This is a genomic window from Mycoplasma sp. Ms02 (assembly GCF_019720735.1).
Classification (GTDB): Bacteria; Bacillota_I; Bacilli_A; order Mycoplasmatales; family Metamycoplasmataceae; genus Mycoplasmopsis.
In genome coordinates this window covers 659489-679317 of the sequence record NZ_CP081302.1, presented here as the reverse complement: position 1 = coordinate 679317, position 19829 = coordinate 659489, and the positions used below count along the sequence as shown (strand labels likewise).

General features: G+C 33.1%; 14 protein-coding genes. 1 reads left to right on the top strand and 13 read right to left on the bottom strand.

What is annotated here, in order from left to right:
* Nucleotides 1-6 precede the first annotated feature (6 nt).
* From K4L35_RS02605 to K4L35_RS02550, 12 genes are all read right to left on the bottom strand, one after another.
* Nucleotides 7-2331: a hypothetical protein gene (locus K4L35_RS02605; RefSeq protein WP_221617386.1), complete on the bottom strand. Its 2325-nt coding sequence runs from the start codon at nucleotides 2329-2331 to the stop codon at nucleotides 7-9.
* A gap of 9 nt (nucleotides 2332-2340) precedes the next feature.
* Complete coding sequence (locus K4L35_RS02600) at nucleotides 2341-2688, bottom strand: hypothetical protein (protein ID WP_221617385.1); 348 nt, start codon at nucleotides 2686-2688, stop codon at nucleotides 2341-2343.
* A gap of 11 nt (nucleotides 2689-2699) precedes the next feature.
* Entirely contained in the window at nucleotides 2700-8594 is a 5895-nt protein-coding gene (locus K4L35_RS02595) for a PDxFFG protein (protein ID WP_221617384.1), read from the bottom strand.
* Entirely contained in the window at nucleotides 8575-9912 is a 1338-nt protein-coding gene (locus K4L35_RS02590) for an ABC transporter ATP-binding protein (RefSeq protein WP_221617383.1), read from the bottom strand. The genes K4L35_RS02595 and K4L35_RS02590 overlap by 20 nt, the downstream gene beginning before the upstream one ends.
* Nucleotides 9913-9920: 8 nt before the next feature.
* Complete coding sequence (locus tag K4L35_RS02585) at nucleotides 9921-11255, bottom strand: ABC transporter ATP-binding protein (RefSeq protein WP_221617382.1); 1335 nt, start codon at nucleotides 11253-11255, stop codon at nucleotides 9921-9923.
* 9 nt (nucleotides 11256-11264) lie between these two features.
* Nucleotides 11265-12248: an ABC transporter permease gene (locus tag K4L35_RS02580; protein WP_221617381.1), complete on the bottom strand. Its 984-nt coding sequence runs from the start codon at nucleotides 12246-12248 to the stop codon at nucleotides 11265-11267.
* Nucleotide 12249: 1 nt separating this feature from the next.
* Nucleotides 12250-13296 carry an ABC transporter permease gene (locus K4L35_RS02575; protein WP_221617380.1) on the bottom strand — a complete coding sequence of 349 codons (1047 nt, stop codon included), beginning with the start codon at nucleotides 13294-13296 and terminating at the stop codon, nucleotides 12250-12252.
* A gap of 59 nt (nucleotides 13297-13355) precedes the next feature.
* The gene (locus K4L35_RS02570; protein WP_221617379.1) at nucleotides 13356-13712 is read right to left on the bottom strand and encodes a hypothetical protein; all 357 of its coding nucleotides are present in this window, start codon (nucleotides 13710-13712) and stop codon (nucleotides 13356-13358) included.
* Between the two features lie 98 nt (nucleotides 13713-13810).
* Complete coding sequence (locus tag K4L35_RS02565) at nucleotides 13811-14848, bottom strand: M24 family metallopeptidase (protein WP_221617378.1); 1038 nt, start codon at nucleotides 14846-14848, stop codon at nucleotides 13811-13813.
* 66 nt (nucleotides 14849-14914) lie between these two features.
* The gene (gene rpmG / locus K4L35_RS02560; protein ID WP_221617377.1) at nucleotides 14915-15067 is read right to left on the bottom strand and encodes a 50S ribosomal protein L33; all 153 of its coding nucleotides are present in this window, start codon (nucleotides 15065-15067) and stop codon (nucleotides 14915-14917) included.
* A gap of 660 nt (nucleotides 15068-15727) precedes the next feature.
* Nucleotides 15728-16210, bottom strand: a complete 483-nt coding sequence (locus K4L35_RS02555) for a TM2 domain-containing protein (RefSeq protein ID WP_221617376.1) — start codon at nucleotides 16208-16210, stop codon at nucleotides 15728-15730.
* A 91-nt stretch (nucleotides 16211-16301) separates the two neighbouring features.
* Nucleotides 16302-17456: a Cof-type HAD-IIB family hydrolase gene (locus K4L35_RS02550; RefSeq protein ID WP_221617375.1), complete on the bottom strand. Its 1155-nt coding sequence runs from the start codon at nucleotides 17454-17456 to the stop codon at nucleotides 16302-16304.
* Between the two features lie 60 nt (nucleotides 17457-17516).
* On the opposite strand from K4L35_RS02550, the gene hrcA reads away from it, so the two are divergent.
* Nucleotides 17517-18521, top strand: a complete 1005-nt coding sequence (gene hrcA, locus K4L35_RS02545; RefSeq protein ID WP_221617374.1) for a heat-inducible transcriptional repressor HrcA — start codon at nucleotides 17517-17519, stop codon at nucleotides 18519-18521.
* Between the two features lie 18 nt (nucleotides 18522-18539).
* Here the strand turns inward: hrcA and K4L35_RS02540 are convergent, their stop codons facing one another.
* On the bottom strand, nucleotides 18540-19826 hold the full coding sequence (locus K4L35_RS02540; RefSeq protein WP_221617373.1) for a DUF2179 domain-containing protein: 1287 nt from the start codon (nucleotides 19824-19826) through the stop codon (nucleotides 18540-18542).
* Nucleotides 19827-19829: the final 3 nt, after the last annotated feature.

Sequence of the window (19829 nt, the reverse complement as noted above, 5' to 3'; positions counted from 1 at the left end):
TGGAAATTAAGCTTGAGCTGGAGCTTCTTCTTGAGTCTCAGCTGCTGGTTGAGCTGCTAAAAGAGCATCAATTTCTTTCTCTTTTCTTTCTAGAGCTTTTAAGAAATCTTGTGCTTGACCTTCATATCTAATGATTGAGTATTTTACAGATGTAGGTGTTCAACCTTTTGTCCCTTTTGCGTTACCACCTGTTTGTCATAGATAGTTTGTAAGAACTTCTTGAAGGTTTCCTTTTTGTGTCTGATCTGTTATTTTTTCAACTTTTGCTTGTAGTTCTTCGATTTTATCTTCGACAGGCTTGATCACTTCTTTATATCTTTTGATTGCTCCCTCTTCATTTTCATTGATGTTTCCTAATAAGAAAGACGGAATTCTTGAAGCTTTTCAAGAAGCAGGCTTCAATGTTTTTTTTTGGAAAAGAGGGTCTGATCCTTGACCATTTGTAGAAGATAAGAATGTTCTTGGGTTAACTGCAACTGATAACATAGAGAACTCTCTATGGAAATCAACTCATAGTGTTTTAACAGTCATTAATGATGCTGTTGTAGGACTTGTTTCACTTCTTGAAAGAATAAGTGCTAGATTTGCTATATGTCTGTCTACAAGAGCCTTTCTTGATTCTCATCTTTTCTTTTCATCTGGTAATGAAAGACGGTCTTTAGATAATTCGTCATAAAATTCTGATCTTGCATTTAGAGAAGCGACTGTTTGCTCTAAAATTGATCTTAAGAATGTCATATCATTTCATGTTACTTTTACATCATTTTTTACATCTTCTACCAATCTAACGAATCAGAACATTAAGCTTTCTTGATTTCTTAAACCTGTTTCTGATGTTTCAGAATATGATTGAACATTAACACCAGCATCATTGAATAGTGCTCTTCTGTAACCACCGTTTGTGTAAGCAAAGTCTAAAGCTGCTTTTTCATGTTTATCTGTGTATTCTTTAAGTTTTGCTAATGTTTCTTGAGCTGCTGAAGGAACAGTTGCTGAATTTCCTACTGAAATCTCAACTCTTTCAATTAATTTTCTTGAAAGTTTAACCATTTCAAGAACAGCTTCTCTAGCTGAGATCGCAACTTGAGGAATGATTGCTCCTGTTGCATTGTTTCCTCCTACATTTCTAAGTAGGTTAATTTTATTTTGAAGATTTTGGATTGACTGTCTAACTTCTCTTTCTTTAGATAAAAAGTCAAAGTCAGATCCGTAAGTAGCTTGAGCTTCATTTAGTAACAAGTTATTTGACTCTTGAATAGCTTTCTGTAATTCAGCTTTTTCATTTTCAAGGTCGTTTGTTTCTTGAGAAAGTCTATCAGCTGTTTTGATTAAAGCTTGTAAATCAGCTAATGCAGCAATTAATTCTCTCTTTGTTTCGTATTTTGAAAGAAGTTCTTCAGCAAGCTCTTTTGTATCGATAAGTTTATCTGTTGAAGATAAGACTACCTCTTCAGCTAGTTCTTTAAGTTTTGTTGTATAGAAAGCATCAGGGTTATCTACGTATGGAGATAGACCTACTAGAGCACGAAGAACTTGACCTAATGAAGCAAGCTTTTGTTTTGCCAACAACGCTGGTAGAGCTTCTTGAAATTCTCTAGATAATTTAGAAGCAGAATCGAACACTGGTTGAATTACTTCATCAGAAGCATTTTCGTCTTCTAAAACCTTTCTTAATTTTCTACTTTCAAAAATAAAATTACTTACAGCATTGTAAATTAATGCAGTTGTTCCTGATCTTGGGTATTCTTTTAATAATTTGTCAGCTTCTTTTACTAAACCTTCTGCCTTTTCTCTTAATGTAGCAGGTTTTGCTGGTTCTACAACAGGTTCTTTAGGTTGTTCTTCAGAATTCTCCGAAGCATTTTGGTTGTTTGCGTCAGCGTTTGTGTTGTCTGAAGCATTTTGGTTGTTTGCAACAGCATTTGTGTTGTCTGAAGCATTTTGGTTGTTTGCATCAGCATTTGTATTGTCTGAAGCATTTTGGTTGTTTGCATCAGCATTTGTATTGTCTGAAGCGTTATCCTTATTAGTGTCGGCTTCTGTGTTTTCTGATGAATTTTGGTTGTTTGCATCAGAATTTGCGTTGTCTGAAGCATTTTGGTTGTTTGCGTCAGAGTTTGTGTTATCTGAAGCATTTTGGTTGTTTGCATCAGCGTTTGTGTTTTCGGCTGTGTTTTGGTTGTCAGATGCATCTTTTGCAGGCGTAACACCTTTATTTATTTCTGGGTTTTTCGGCTGTTCCTGGGCAGGAGCACAGTTCGCAGCTAAACCTGTTGCTAATGTAACAACAGAAGAAGCACCAACAACTAGCAATAGTTTATTTAATTTCATTGTTGTTTCTTATCCTTTCATGTTTTTTAAGTTATTAACTAAATCTTCTTCGCTTTGTGTAAGTTTTGATCCTTCAACTAATTTTTGTAAAACAGTATCAATTTTGTTTTTTCAAACATTATTATGTTGATAAATGTAATGTTCATTTAAACCTAATTGACAGTTGCACACAGATAAATTAATTCCTGAAGCAGATTCAGATGAAGCATCTTTTAAAAGCGAATTTGCTGTGTTTTTTAAACTATCTTGGTTAGAAGAGTTTGTGGTTTTTGATAAAACATAGTATGTACCAGCAACAGAAGCACCAGCAAGAGCTGAAGCTCCGATGATGATTGCTAAATTACTTTTTAATTTCATGACTCTCCTTATTAAGTGTTGAATTGATCCTTAACGTGAAGGATGACATCAACTTTTCCATTATTTTCTTGTTTTTCCATTCTTAATGGAGCTTGTGTGTAAAGTTTGCTGTTTTCTGATAGTGATTGGAACGATCCTAAATCTCCATTTTCAATTTCTTTTTTGTTTTCATCTGCAAAGAACACTCTGTATGAACGTCCAGGAGATAATAGATTGTTTCTATATTTTGAAACTAAAGCATAATCAGAAACTCAGCTTACAAAACCAGTTCTTAGGTTTCCATTTTTATCTTTGTATTCTTCTTGTTCAAGTGTATGTTTGTATGGAGTTGCTGAAATATCAGCATTGATTGGATCTTGTTTTGTAAAGTAGAACATGTTGTTTGTGTTTTCTACGTTTACTGGTAAGTATCTTAATTCTTTAGATTGCGTATCTTCAAAGGCTACGTATTTTAATTTTGCACCTTCTTGTAGGGCTTTTTCTTTGTCAAAGTAACCATAGAATGCTACAGCATCTCTTTGAGCATCACGTCACATTCCTGAAATGTTTCTATCACCAACACCAAGTGATTTAATGTGGTAAATTCAGAATGAACGAGCACGTGAAGTTACAGTTTCACCTTTTAAGTCTTTGATTCTAATAGTTGTGTCTTCGTAATCGTTACCTTTTTGGTCATAAAGTTCTCACTCAACCATTTTCTTCATTCAACGATCTTTGTATCAACCGTTGTTAAATGTTCTTAGTTCACCGAAGTAACTACTTGTTAACTCGTTCAATTCTTTAAATCCTGACTCTTGAGCTAGAACACTCTTTTGAACGTCAAGACCTTTGTTTACTTCTTTGTTGTAGTTCTCTGTAATGATTTCTTTTAATGAAGTTTTCATTAGTGCTTCTAGGTCTTCAGCTTTAACAACATTATCTTTTCACTTCTGTGTTTTTGAAGCATCAACCATGTATTCAAGACCTGTATTAACTTCGTTTATCCCTGTAACATAAGGCAATGCGTTACCAAAGTCTTTATTTGAAGGTGTATAAGTGATTTGTAAAAAGTCACGGTTAATTTGTTCTGCAAAACTGTAGGCATAATCAGAGAAGAATGATGCTGTATCTGTCGAAATTCTTGTAGAAACAAGGTTTTCAACATCAGAAGACACTGTTGGGTTAATTGTCATTTTGAAAATTCTTCAAATTCAGCTTCCATAATCTTTTGTATTTGAATTTTTATCTTCACCTGCGACAGTCGCATCTGTTGAAAAGAACTTATCTTCCCCTAAAAGTGTCACGTCGAATGTGTCAGTATTATCAAAGTTAATCTTGTGATCTTTGTATCAGTTTTTCATGTATGGAAGGAACTCTTCTCATGTAAATAGCGAACGAGGTCCATCTTCTTTTTTAAGCACATCGATGAAAGTTTGTTTAAATCTGCTTACACCTAAGTCTTTATCAAAGATTCATTGTGAATTTTGTTGATCTTTTAGACGAATAACTTTTGAGAATCTTGCATATGCAGATTTTCTAAATCTGTCCATAGCAATATTTGCAATTTTTTGTTTATTTGTCTCAAAGTTAGAAACTATAGATAATAGTTCTTCTTTTTCTTCAGCTGTTGAAAATAAGTCGCTTTCGTTTTCCAAGAAGTTTTTTAATCTTTTGGCAAATTCAGATAAATCAATCTTAGTTTCAACGTAATCAATATCTCATTCTAAATATTTGTTTCCGTTCGAGTCTTCTTTTGCAACTGCTTTTTCATAGTCAACTGATGCAAATTTAAAGAACTCACCTAATGATTGAATAATATGTAATTCGTTGTTTGTTTTTTCAGGGTTGTATTTATTGAAGACAAACGCATTGAATAGTCCTGTTACAGAGTTATTGATGTCAGCTTTTGCATTAATAGCAAACTTTGTTCTTGTTGCATTTGAAGCTTGAGCTGGTAATAATTCGTTTAAGTTACTTGCTCATAAGTAAGGTAGAACATATCCTTCATCATCGCTTTGTTTAACCTTAAGTACTTCTTTATCAAATGAACCGACTACTGTGTTTACAAATTCTTCAACTCCTGATTCTTTTGTAACTAATTTTGTTGTTGATTCACCGATTGTCATTGGTTTATAGCCAAATAAGTTTACAAATCCGTTTTTAACTACACTTTCTTGGCTCTTAATTGATTCATCAGATTGTGTAACCAAGACTGCTTCAGGGTTGATTGTAAGCATAAAGTCTTTATTTAAGTAGAGAATATTTGAACCTGTACCTCTGTTATCGAAGTTAGAAACGTATTGAGCAATTAGTCTTTCAAACATGAATGATTCAGGTGTGTAGTTAATTCTAATTGCAACGTTTCTGTTAAAGAAATCTTGAGCAGCGTATTTAGTTAACTCAGCGTCTTCAAATTTAAACATCTCTTGAACAGATTTTTGACCGTTTAATAGGGCAAAACTATCTTTTCTTTGAGGTCCAAAGTAAGCAGCTGGTTCAGGTGTGTTTCAGGCCTCTGTATATGTTGTTGAACCGTTTTCATAATCTCTTGAATTAATAAAGTCTCTATACTTGATTAATTGGTCTTTTAAGTTACCTTCTGAGTCAAAGGCTTTGTCGTTTAAAAGTCTTGCGATTAAGTTTCATCTAACATTAAATGACGGAGTTAGTTTCAGAGATGTTGCATCACTGTTTCAACCTGAAATCGAGAATCTTTGAAAAATCAACTTGTTCATGTTTTCATTGAACTTTGTTTCATTTTCTTCAATTTTTGTTTTTTCAGCAAGTGATAACGGACGCAACACTGGAGCAGGTTGGTATACTGTATTATCTTTAGTTTTAACTAAGTTTTTTCTTACGTAGTAATCAACATCTGCTTCGGCAATTTCGTTTTGTGTAAGCTCTTCAGCAAATACAATATTTTTGATTTTTTTACTACTATCAAACGGATGTTCTTCTTCAACTAATTTATAGTAAAGTGTTTTAGTTCTTACGTTCGTAAATTCTACGTCGTAAATTAAACCGTATGAAATTTTTAAGTATTTTTCACCTTCAATTTCCTCGATAGCGATACTAAATCCTTTTGGATTTGTGCTTGTTTCGTTTGGTCTAAAGTAGCTGTTAATTTTTTGAATTTCGGCTCCAACTTTTCCGTCGTTATCTGTTGATAGCGAAGAAGTTGAATCTGTAACTGGAATTGTACCTATTCTATAAAGAATGTCGTTTACTGTAATATCTTCTAATGAATTAATCACTTTACCTTTTTTGATTATTTCGGGTTGATTCAAACCAAATAACATTCTTGTGTAGTAGTGTTGTTTATTGTAAATTGCGAATGATTGTTTTTTAGCATCAAATGGAATTTGATTTCCTTGGCCGTCTTTAAGGTCTTTAACAATTTGCTCAATTGAGAATCTCTTGAACTCATATGAACCATCATCATTTTTAGAGAAGTATTCAGAAGGTCCTGAGAATCCAGGGTTAATTGTTCCTGAGTCTTCGTCGATCGCGTTAAGTGTGTAAAGATCGAAAAGTTTAACATCATCTGAAAGATTGTATTTTTCTTTTCTCGCTTTAAGAGCTTCTTGAATCCCTTTTCAGTCTTGAACAAAACGTCTTTCTTTGTTATCAATAATTTCGGGAATTACATCGCCTGTTTTATCTGTTCCTCAAATATCAGTTGCTGTTTCATAAACGTATGAACCGTCTTTAGTAGGGAATCCATAGTTGTTAAATGAGCCTTTTTGATTTTTAAAGGCTTCACCTTTTTCGTAAACGTTAGAAGTTCTTAAATCTAAGTGAGTTCTAGCGTCTAGGAAATTTCTCAGTGCAATTGGGTTTCAGAAGTTGTTAATAACAGTTGATGAACGTGGGTTTTGGGCACTTAAAAGAACTGGGTCATACTCCTTGTTTCCTAAATCAGCTGCTGCTGATAAAGTGATGTGGTGTCCATATTCATGGGCTCCAACGAATCTCAAGAAGTCGCTTGACATACTCTTGAATTCAGGATCAGAAAGTTTTAGAATCGCTCAAAGTCCGATTGTGTCATCTGTTGATAATCCACGGTAAGGTCCATCTACAACTTTATAATCAAAGTAACCTTTTTCATTTAAAACTCTTTCGATATGAAGACCGTTTTTATCAGAAAGAAGATATGGCATTTTTTGCTCTAATTCTCTAATAAGGTTTTCATAAACGCTTGCAAATAAGCCGTATTTCTGAATTGAGTTTCCGTTTGAATCTTTGTAATCTTCGACTAATTTAATTGTGTAAGGGTCATAAAGTTTTTTGTACTTTTGACTTCTCATGAATCCTTCAAAGAATTTGTATTCGCTTGAAGAATAGTTTTTTGAATCAATTCTATAAACGTATTTTCTTGGTTGTTCTTCATCTGAAGAAACAACTTCGGTAAATTCTAAGTTTAATACACCGTTTTCAACTGAAATATCTGTAACACGAACGTTTCTTAAGTTTTCTTTGCTGTAGTCTTTAACTTCTGACAATAAGTCAATTTCGTTGAATTTGAAGCTATATTCAAGATCTGGATTATTTAAATCTACAACAGTTGTACTTCCTGGTAATTCTTCTTCTGGTAAAACTTGATAGAAAGTAAAATCTTTTTTGAGAAGTCCAGCAATGTTGTAGTAATCAAGGAAGTGAACAAGACCTTCTGTTTGTAATTCCCCTAATTCACTTAGCTGCGTTAATGCTCCTACAGAGTAGTCGTAATCGTAAATTTCAGCGAACTTAGTTAAAGGTCCATCTAGTTCTCTTAGCGAAATAACTAAACGTTTAGGTTTTTTGTTTCCACTTTGAACATAAAATCTGTAGTTTGGATCACTTTCTTCTGGAATTGAATCGATTGAAAGTAAATCTTTTGAAATTTTAGAATCTTTTGATAACTGATCATACGTTCCTGCTGCAACATAGTTAACTCTGTATTCTTTGATGTCGTCGATAAATGGTGAAATTGGTGGATTTTCAGAATGTTTATAAGTTTCTTTGAAAATTCGATCAATTTTTTCATGAGCTTCTTTTTGTGAAGAAGCTAAAATAATCATTTTGTCTAAACCATTTTTTGGATTATTACCAAAGAAGATATCGTCCATTTCGTAGAAATATACGTGTTTGTTAATTAGTTTATGAGCTAGTGTTAAGTTTCTAAATGAAACTTTAGATGAAGCATCAGCTTTATCGTTTTCTCTTGAGTTTAAAAGAGCTGTGCTTTCTACTGCAGTTTTTACTTCATCAAAACCAATTGTTTTGTTGTTGATTTTGTAAAGTAGGGCATCGTCAGCATTTCCTTGACCACCGATTTCAGAGTACATTGATAATGAACCAAAGAAGGCATCAGGGAAGAAACGAATTGTTTGATCTTCTTTATTTGTGTTGGCGTGAGCACCAAGGGTAATTGAGTTACCGTTTCTTTCAACCCCTTTAACAATGCTGAAAGATTTAAGAGTAACCATTTCAGGTCCTCATGAAACGTTTTTAACGAATCAATCTGTAAAATCAAAGAATTCTTTTGGTGATACAGCTTCAAGATATTCGTTGTAAAACTTAAATGAACCGTAATCAACTTCCAAAATTGGAAGGAAGCCGTTTTCTGTATAGAAGGACTCAAAATAGTTATCGTATGAAACAGATCCGTTTTGACCTTTTAAAACTGTTTCTAGTTCTGCATCTTTTTCAACGTCCATGCTTGCAAGTTGCTGAGTTTTAGTTCTGTCTAAAAATCTTAATTTTGGTTTTTGGCTACGAACGTTAATAAATGTATTGACAAGATTATGCTCCTCAGCATTTTTGGCACCTTTTACTTCATCTGAGTTTTTAGTAAAAAGGGCAATTGATCCCATTGCAATTGCAAAAGAAGCGATAAACGAAAGTGAAGCAATACCATATTTATGACTATTTTTCAGTTTTTTCATTATATGCTCCTTTTACTTGTGTGTTGTGAATTGCGTTTTGTTTGTCAATGTATTTTTTTCACATTTTTTGAATTAAACGTGGTGGTTGATAAGATTCTGCTTGATCATCGAGTAGGGCACTCTTAACAAAGTGAGTGTCACTAATTTGATACATTGCAGGCTCTTCAACTAAATCAATACCTAAGGCGTAATCGTTTCTAATTGCAAAGGCATCTCCTTCAATCTTATTTAGCGAAGAAGGAACTGAACCACGGATTGTTGTAAGTTTTTCACCATGGTTAAAATCAGGCATCGACATAATAAGACCTCATGAATAAGGGTGTTGTGGGAACTCTAGAATTTCCTCTTTAGTTCCTGATTCAATGATTTGCCCTGCATACATAATGCTAATGAAATCACTAATCGAAGCAACAACTCCTAAGTCGTGGGTGATGAAAACGATTGAAATTCTTAGTTTTTCTTGTAGTTCACGAACGATATCAAGTACAAGAGCTTGAACAGTAGGGTCAAGAGCAGTAGTTGGTTCGTCCATAACAAGAATTTTAGGTTTTAGAGAAACAACGGCAGCAATCGCGATCCGTTGAATCATTCCCCCTGAAAGTTCGTGTGGATAGGCTTCCATAACTTTTTCTGGATTGTTGATTTTAGTAATCGTTAAGTATTCAATTGCAATGTCGCGAGCTTCTTTTTTGCTTTTTGCAACTTTGTTAATAAGTAAACCTTCAGTAATTTGTTTACCAACTTTCATTGTCGGATCTAAAATTGACATTGGGTTTTGGAAAACAGCTGAAACAACTACTCCACGAAGTTTGTTGTATTCTCAGTCGAAGAAAGTAAAATCCTGTACTTCGTTGTTAAAAAGTTTAATTTTTCCATAGTCAATAACAGAGTTTTTACCTGTTAGACCATAAAGTAAGGAAGTAATAACTGACTTACCTGAACCAGATTCACCAATGATTGAATGAACATATCCTTCGTAGATTTTTAAGCTTGTTCCACGCAGAACAACGTTTTTTTCTTTTGGATTAGCTGGGTTCAAGAACGATAAGTGAATGTTTTCAATTTCGGCAGCAACTCTTGTTGGTTGACCAAAAACTGTTTCTACTTTGGCGTTTTTGGCAAACTCATCAAAGTGTTTAGCCTTATTTCCTGAAGTATATTTTGTTTTTAATGATTGGATTCTTTGTTGTAAATTTGTAAACATTGATCTTTTAGGTGCATGTTGAAATGTGTCTTTTAGTTCTTTATATGTATGCTTGTTTTCAATTTTAATTGGTTTTGCATACATCTTAGAGTAGCCTCTATTTTCTTGTTTCATCATACCTCCTATTTATTTGGTGAATAATCATTGTTTTTTCATTTTTCAATTTCTTGTTTAGTACCAAGAACAAAGTGTTTGTTTCCTAAATCATTTCAAACTGGTTGGATATCTTTGGTGTATTTGTGCATTCCTGAATTGTAAACAAAACCGATCAGAGATCCTTTTTTACTTTCAATTGAAGGAACGGCATCAAGTAAGCTCTTTGTGTAAGGGTGAAGAGGATTTTTGATGATCTCTTCTGTTGGTCCTACTTCTAATAGCACACCTTTGTAAATAACAGCAATTCTATCTGAGATGTATTCAACCATTCTTAAGTCGTGAGCAATAAACAGAATAGTTAATTTATATCTTTCTTTAAGCTCGTTGAAAATGTTAACAACTTGTGCTTGAATCGAAACGTCCAAAGCAGAAATTGGTTCATCAGCAACTAAGATTTTTGGTCTTAATACGATTGAACGAGAAATACCAATCCGTTGTTGTTGTCCCCCTGAGAACTCAAGTGGATATCTTTGCAGAATTGACTCATCAAGACCTACTTGTTTTAACATGTCAATAATCAGCATTTTCTTGATTTCTTTTTCTGATTTGTTTTTTGCTTGCTCTTTGTCCTGATCAACTTTTGCAATTAAATCAAGCATTGTTTTTGCATTTTCAAGATTGTCATTTGTGCTTTGTACAAAGTTTTTAATTTTAATTAAAACTTGATCATTTAGTTCGCTACGGCTTTCGGCAGCTTCATAAGCTTTTTCAAGTTTTGTACTTGTAATTTCAACGAATTTATCTTCACCATAAAGTTCAATAAATTTACGTGTAATTGATTGATCTAAATCGCTTAAATATACTTGCTTAGAGATTTTTAAGTTATCCAAACCTTCAGAAACGATTTTTTCGATGTTGATGTTTGGGTTAAGTGAGTTAGAAGGATCTTGTAAAATCATTTGAACTTTGTTTGCCATGTAGTTCAAAGTTCTTTTGTATTCGGCTAATTTCTTACCGAACTTTAATCCACGTTTCATGACTTTAGGAACAATAACGTCACCAAGTTTGATGTGACCACGTGAGTATGGAGTTAGACCTACAACTGCTCTACCAGTTGTTGATTTACCTGAACCCGATTCACCTACTAGACCGAGAACTTCTCCTTTGTAGATGTTTAAGTTTAAATCGTTAATGGCTCTGAATTTTTTAAATCCAGAACCGTATTCAATGTCTAAACCTCTAATTTCAACTAAAGCCTCTTTTTCGGGATAGGCATTTAGCATTGCCTCTTGACCTTCTCTAACAGGACGTTTTACGATCTTGTTTGGTCTTGTTTTTTCAGTGTAATATTTTTGTGACATAAAACGCTCCTATCTTTGTTTGAATAAGCTCATTTGAATTGCAGATCCTATTAACTGAACGCTTGTTGTAATAACGATCAATAAACCAGCAGGGAACAGAACGTAACGAGGTGTAACTAGGAAGTTTGCGATTCCGTCGTTAATTAAAGCCCCTAGTGTGATTGAGTCAGGAATAGAAAGACCAATGAACGCTAGTGAAGTTTCACTTAAGATAACACCAGGAATTGAGAAAACTAACTGTGTTACCAAAATTGGGATGATTACAGGGATGTATGAAAGTAAGATTTTATAAGTTGGAGTTGCTAGTACTTTTGAAGCAGCAATTCATTCAAAGTTTTTAGCTCTTTTAACTTGAGCACGAATTTGGTTAGCCATACCTGTTCAACTTGTTAAGCTCAGGGCTGCTGCCATAACTCAGAAAGAAGGGCTAATAACGATTGTGATTAAGATCAAGATGATGATCGTTGGAATAACCGACATGATCTTGATTAAGAATGTGAAAATTTTGTCAAATCAGTTGAAGTGACCCATCAGAATACCCATTGTTAAACCGATGCAAACCTCGATTGCCGTAACAACAAAGGCAAGTGCGAACGAGTATCTTAAACCATGTCAAATAATTGTTCAAAAGTCTAATCCTTTATTTGTAGTACCTAGGATATGACCTTCTGTAAATGGAGGTAATGAGTTTTTTGAGGCATCATTACTTGCTGAAGTATCAGTTCAAATTAAAGGGAAAATGAATGTAAGTAAGAAAATCGCCATTAAGAACACAAAACCGAAAATCCCACTTCAACTTCTACTGTATCTGTTGAAAAACTGTTTTGAAGGACTTAGTGGTGTTCTTAAGTATGCATTTTCGTGAACTTCAAGAACTTTACCAATTAATTTTCAACTTTGGTAGTTAAAAGGGCTTGTTATTGGGTTTGGTGCTCCGTCAAGATAATTTTCAGCAATTGTCTTTGATGATTTAGATAAAAATCTTTTAGCCATATTATCTTCCTCCCTTTCTTCTAATTCTTGGGTCAATGATTTCATATAGAATATCACGCAATGTATATGAAAGTATTGTTAATAGCGAGAAGAAGATAACTTGGAATAAGATGATGTTATAGTCTTTTGATGTAACAGCTGAGAAAAGAATGTTACCACTACCTGTAATAAAGAAAATTCTTTCAATAAAAATTGAACCAACGAATGAACCAAGCACAACACCTGGGAAGAAAGTTGCGATCGGGAATAATGATGGTTTTAGGGCGTGTCTTCAAACAAATCTTGATTTTGTAACACCTTTTAAGTAACAGAATTTTGAGTGCATTGAGTTTAATTCACGGTTTAATTCTGTTCTGATGTATCTAATGTAAACAATTGTCGAACCAAGCGATAGTGCTATCCCTGGCAGGATTCATGTTGCAAAGTTTTGTTGATCAAAGATATATGGCAGACCCACTGAACGACCTACGAATAAAAGTAAAATCGCAAAAATTAGTGAAGGTACACTTGAAAACACTGAAATGATTAATGTTGTAACGTTGTCAACAATTCCATCTGGGTTTTTACCAACATAAACACCGATTGGCACACCAATTCCGACTGTTAAACAAACAGATCATAAACCAACGTATAAACTTCTGAATAATCTGTCTCAGATGAAGTCATTAATTGGCTTTCTTTGGAAAACAGATAACGAAACACCGAAATCTCCTTTAAATAAGTTCTTTAAGTAAATTCCGAATCTTTCAAGGATTGGTAAGTCTAGTCCTAGCTCTTTTCTAATTGCTGCTTTACCAGCCTCTGTTAGACCTGATTCAACCCCTGTATCACCAGGAATTGAGTTAACTAAAAAGAATGTAATAGCAATAACGATGAATCCAATTGCGAAAAACTCAAGAATGATCTTTGCAAATCTTCAAGAAGCTTTTAATAGTGGTGATTCAAAGTTGAAAAGTTTTTGCAGGACTGATTTTTCTCTACCTAATTCACCATCAAAAGAAACATAATTGTTTTCAACAATTTCATGTTTTTTCAATAAATTTCTCATAAATCTCCTTTACATAAATTGAAAAAAGTGCATCAAATTACTTGTTGCACTTTTTATTTTTAAGCCTTTTTAAATTCTTCTGCTTCAATCTCTTTGCCTAATCTGTAGTTCAGAAAGGCTTGAAATAGAAACCCGAATAAAATAATTTGTAACAATAGCGCAAGGAAGTAATAACTAGGTAAGCTATTAAATCCTCTGTTGATTGCATCCATCACTGATAAGACCAATGACACAAGGTTTAACAAAATAAATAGCACAGCAACTATAACTGCGATAATGCCGATAATGGCAATTACTGAGGTACTTGCATTTTTATTTGACTTATTAATGAAAGATATAGTCATCATGCAAATGGCAAAAATCACTACGAAAAAGGTAGCAATTGATAGAATTGTGTATTTCCGATAGTGACTCATCTTTCCCTCTCTTTAATTTTGTATTTTAATTTTATCACTTTATAGAGAATTTAAAAACAGAAAAAAAGCCATAAATTGGCTTTTTTTAGGGCATTTTCTTATTTTCTAGATAATACGATATGACCGTTTTCTGTGACTAAAACATCGTCTTCAATTCTTGCTCCACCAAGTCTTTCGATATAAATTCCTGGCTCCACTGTAATCACCATTCCTGGTTCAAGAGGTTTTACTGAAGCTCTTGAAACGCTTGGTAATTCATGAACATCTACCCCTAAACCGTGTCCCGTTGAGTGCACAAAATAATCACCATAACCTTTGGATTCAATATAATCACGACAGATTTTGTCGATGTCAGCACCTGAAACTCCTGGTTTAACAGCTTCACGTCCCAATCTTGCTGCTTCTTCAACGATTTCTAGAATTTCAACCATTTTAGGATCTTTAGCATTTTCTTTTCCACCAAGGATTGTTGTTCTTGTAATATCAGCTGTATATCCGTCGTATTCACCACCAAAGTCGACTTTTAGTAATGAGTTAGCTTCGATAAGTTTATCTGTTGGTGAATGGTGAGGCTCAGCAGAAGATGCACCTGAAGCAATGATTTCAGTGAATCCTTCTTTTTGACATCCGTTAACTTTTAATAAATAGTTTAGGTAAGCTGCGACCTCTTTTTCTGTCATTCCTGGTTTGATTCATTCCATTAATTGGTCATATGATTTTAATGAAATGTCAATTGCTTTTTGTAGTTTAGCAATTTCTTGTTCGTCTTTTACAATTCTTAATTCTTGACCATCGAATCACTTAACTTCCTGTGCTGCAGTTAGTTTCATGATTCTGTTTTCTCAATCTTTAACTAAGTAGTTGCTTTCAAGGGCGATTGATTTTAGAGCTCTGTTTGCAAATCATTGAGCAACAGAGTTTCCTGAGTTTAGAACTACTTCAACATTTTTAGCGTTGTTTTGAGCGTATTCGATATATCTTCCGTCAACAAATAAGGTTGCTTTATCTTTTTCAATAACAATTAAACCATCAGTTGTTTTAACGCCTGCATATCATAATCTTGTTTGTGGTGCTTCTGAAATAATTGCTTCAACGTTTAACGAAGCAAAAAGTTCATCTAATCTTTTACGATTCATTTTTTCTCCTTTTGAGTAATTAAAACATAAGAAAAACACAATGAAAATTGTGTTTTTAAAGCAAAACTATTTTTTCTCTTTGTGATTTGTTGATGCGTTGCATTTTGCACAGTATTTTTTTAGCTCAACTTTTTCAGGGTGAGTTTTTTTGTTTTTCTTAGAAATATAGTTTTCCATTTTACATTCTGTACATTGTAATGTATAACCTTCTCTTGGCATAATTCTCCTTATTGTTGATTAATCAAAATAATTTTAATTATACCGAAAAAAGTCAAAATGTTAATAGGGTTTTAAACTTACAAAAATCTCTTTGATTGTTTTGTTTAAAGTAAGTTTTCATAACTTTTTATTTACTTTTGGAGGCAATAATATGAACACGTTTACTCGCCACTAGCCCCTCCGATTCTTTGAGTATCTCAGATAGAGCAACACAAAAGTTAATAAAATTCCAAATAAAAATAATAAATTAGGGACTGCAGAAATTACGACTTACTGTATCAAACAGTGCATAGAAGTTCATTGAGTTTACCATGCAAGTAATAATTATTTAAGTTTTTTTGGCGATCATACTAAATTTACTGTGATTCAAACTGCAATCGAGAAAAGCCCAATAATAAGTTGTATCAGCTGAATATATTTATCCTGTTTTTACATAGGCGAAAACGATTTAAACCTAAACAAACATACATAGTTGCTAACAAAACAAAATTTAGCATTCCTCTTTATACCTGAATAAAAGTTCAAATGAAATCTTATACTGGATAATGTCTTATTTTTTTGGAACATTGAACATCATGAATGTTATTCGATATTTTTCCTTTAATTTCGCTTTTAACACTATAAAAAAGCTTCGAACGTTTTTCGAAGCTTATTGTTTGATTATTCTTGCTGTGTATTATTTGGCTGTTGTAGTTGTTGGTATGGATGATTTGGTGCTGGATATGAATGCATACAAAAAGCAAACTTTTGCCCATCTCAAGAAGAGACTTTTTTTCCATCTTTATCTTTTACCACTCCACAAATAGCCATTATTATGTCAACCAAGTTTCAAATAGTATGTACAACCACAAGTAAAATCATTATATAAAATCAAACCCCGAATCCTGCCATAATTTGAATAAAGTTTAATTCATTTTCTGGCGAGTAGTCCAGAATTAATGAAGCAATTTTAAATTGTAGAATATATCCTAAAATTGAAACTAAAATGAATAATCCTAGTTTTATTCCACCAACAAGGTTTCTTCCTACATAAAAATAGTTTACACCGAACCCGCCTAAAAGGAACGATATAATCGAAAGTGTTGCTCTACTTTTAGGGCTTTTGGTTTGACAGTCGCACATAAATGGTAAGTTGTTTTCCATATTTTCCTTTTTCTAATGCTCATATTCTGTATTTTACTTTTTTGCAGTGTTATTATTGTTTGAGCATTTAAAGTTTTATATTTTAATTTTATTACCTTTTAAGTCAATTAACAAAAGTTTCCAGTCAGTTTTCATCATTTGAACCCATCATTAAGTTAGCGTAGTTTCTAACTTCAGGAAATCCGTTTTTCATGAATCCTGAATAAGCAGACATCATGAAGTTGCTTGCATCATTGTCAGCATCTCCAAATGTCATTGTTCTGCTTAAATCGAAATCGTAATGCTCTGATAGAAATTTTAAGGCGTTACCTTTAGATGTATTAATTGACATGATGTCATAAAAATTACGCAGTGAAAAAAGACCATAAACATCATCATATTTTGACATCACCTTTTGCACTTCTTCAAGCATATATTCTTCATCATTGTTGTGAATAACAAGGAATTTTGTAATGATTGGGTATTTCTCAAAATCAAATTCTAAACCTGTCGAATAGTTTTTACCAAGAGTTTGGTTGTAGTCACGAGTTTTAAAAAAGTCGGTTTTTTGACGATCTACACCGTGAACACCCGAAGTGGTGTAGACTAGAAAATCAACTTCTGATTTGACAAGCGTAGCAAAAATCTCTTTTGCAGCATCAAGGTTCATTCCTTCAAAGTGAACTGCTTGATCTTTTTTGTAATCATGAATGTGACCACCATTTGAAGTAATTAGTGGTAAGTTAATAGGAATTTCTTCAAGGTATTTGTCAAATGTGAAGAACGCTCTACCAGTAGCAACTCCTACTTTTTTACCATCATCAATTAAAGTTTGCATAACTTTGGAATTACTTGGATTCATTTCTGAATGACCTTTTAATAAAGTTCCATCCATGTCAAAAACGAATGCATCAATATCTTCGTAATGAAGCTCAAAAAGTTCAACTCCAAATGCAACAACACCATTTTTAGATACGTCTGCTTTGTCATAAAAAGTGTACATGGTTGATATAGCTTCTGATTTGCTTGAAAAACCTGCTTTTTGAAAGGGTATTACTTCAAAAAGCTCTTCAAAATTTGTGAACTTTTCTATTGATGTGATTTTAGCAAGTTCGAAATCATCTTGATTGGCATCATTTTCTAATCTGATGATCATGCCTTCTTTTAAGTTTTTGCGATTTTCGTGGTTTAGCCTTATTTCGTAAGTCTTCTCTTTTTCTCTGATTTTATTTAGAAAATCAATTCTTATTTTAAAAAGTTTATACATTATTTAATAATACCACTTAGTGGTATTAAAAATACTTTTTTAGAGTGTTATAATTAAGGCATGAACAAATTAGATGCAAAATATGAAGTTATTTTAAAGTATACGGTTAAGGCTTATATTGAAACAGGACAGCCAGTTTCTTCATCATTGTTGACTAAGAAGTATAACCTTGATATGTCGAGTGCAAAAGTCAGGTATTTGCTTAAGTATTTAGTTGACAATGGCTATTTGGAGATGGGATATTCTTCTTCAGGAAGGATACCTACTAATTTAGGATACGATTATTATGCACAATATTTGAGCTTAAACAGCTATGGACAAGCTAAAAAAGAATTAATGAGGTTGTTTAGAAAAAGAAGTAATGATATCGATAATACAATTCAGGAAGCTGCTGAGTTAATATCTAATATTACAGGTTTAACAATAGTTACAGGAGTAGATAAATCAGATGCTTTACTAAAAGCGATACAGATTGTACCAATTGATCAAAACAGTGCGACAGTTGTTTTAGTGATTTCTACTGGCGAGGTCTTTTCTAAGTATTTGGAGTTTGATAAAAATATAAACTTAGAGGATTTAAGAATTGCTATCAGACTCTTTAAGGAAAGGTTGATCAATTCACCATTATCTACCCTGCCACAAAAAGCACAAGCTCTTAAGCCGATATTGGCAGATGCCGTGCATAATTATGAGGATATTCTTCAGAGTTTTATTAAGAATATTTTCAACTTTGAAACAAAGCTTGAAAATAAGATTTATGGAAAAGGTAATATTATCTTGAGCGAAAATATTTCAAGGCAAGAGGTATCAAGAATTATTGAGATGATTGAAACTAAATCCGTTTGAGAGATAATCGAGTCAAAACAAAAGAACGAAGATGAAAACTTAAAGATTGCTGTCGAAGGATCGAGTGCCTTTCTTTCGAAAAGGTTAACTAACAACACTAAGGTCAAGGAAATAAGTGTAGTGGGTTCGAATGCGTCTGATTATGAGATGATGAGAGCTTCTATTTCGCTTTTAGAAGATCTATATTCTGATCAAATAGTAGAAGAAGAAAAAATCTAGCCTTCGCTAGATTTTTAATTAGAACTTGGTTTCTGGAATGTATACGTATCCATCAACACTTGAAACGTCAGAAACTGCAACAAAGGCTGTTTGATCAATTTTTCGAATCTTTTTCATGATTCTAGGCACTTGTCTAAATAATGTAATTGATGTTAGAACATGCATTTCTTTGCCTTCAAATCCACCCTTAGCTTTAAACATTGTAAGTCCTGTCACAATTTTTTTATCGTGTGTCAGAATATCTTGTAATTCGATTGTTTTGTTTGAGAAAATTTCAATTCTAACCAATTTGAATTTTGGATAAAGTTTGTTTAAAGCAATGATGTAAACAACATTTGTTAAGAACGTTGCAATAAAGTTAGGTGATAAATAAAGTTCGGGTGATCATGCCAGATTTAAAATTTGTTTTTGTTCGGCTGTCAAAACTAATTCTTTAGCTTGAGCGTGTTCTTTAGCTTCTGTTAGTAGCAGTGAACCTGGTAAATAAGAACCAATGAAAACACAAATAAAGACAATTACAATATTCATGTATCCAGAAATACTTCCGAATGATTTTTGTTTTGTATTTGCATATCATTCACCGATAACTCCTGTCACACCAGCAGTTCCACCGATAATACCAATAATTGCAAAAATTCAAGCAAGCATGTATCCATAGCAGACTGAATAAATCATTAAAGCAGCGATGTTTCCTCCATCTTTTCATGAAAGAGGTATTAAGCTACTTAGACCTTTAAGGTGATCTGGTAACAACTCCTTAACTTCATCGTTCGCAAAGTGCCCGATAATGTAAACATTGTTTGCGTTTGGTATTTGACCAATACCAAAAGAAATAAATGAGGATACAACAAGGAAAATAACTGTTAAGTGTGTAAAAACCTTACCAATCTTTTTGTACCCAAAAATAAAAATCGGAATACTTAAGATAATGTAGGCAATTCAGAATATAAACTGCTCGATTAAGTTTCTTGCTCCTGCTTGAATTGATTCTGGAAGTTTTACTACAATTAATCTTGCAGCTGCTTGTCCAAACGCAGCAAGACCAAAGTTATAAATACCAACGTTTTTAACAAAGAATACACTAATTACACCAAAAAATATCGCTACTGCAACTGTAATTAAGATAAGCTTGTACATTTGCATTGGTGCATAAAGTTTGCTTAATTTAAGTCCGACGTTTGACATTTTAGTTCTGTGATATATTGTGTTTTTCTTAACAACATCATCACATTTATTAAGATCTTCGTCTTTATCATAAACCTGAGTTAAAATATTGTTTTTTTGTTTTTCTTTTTCAGGATTCATAAT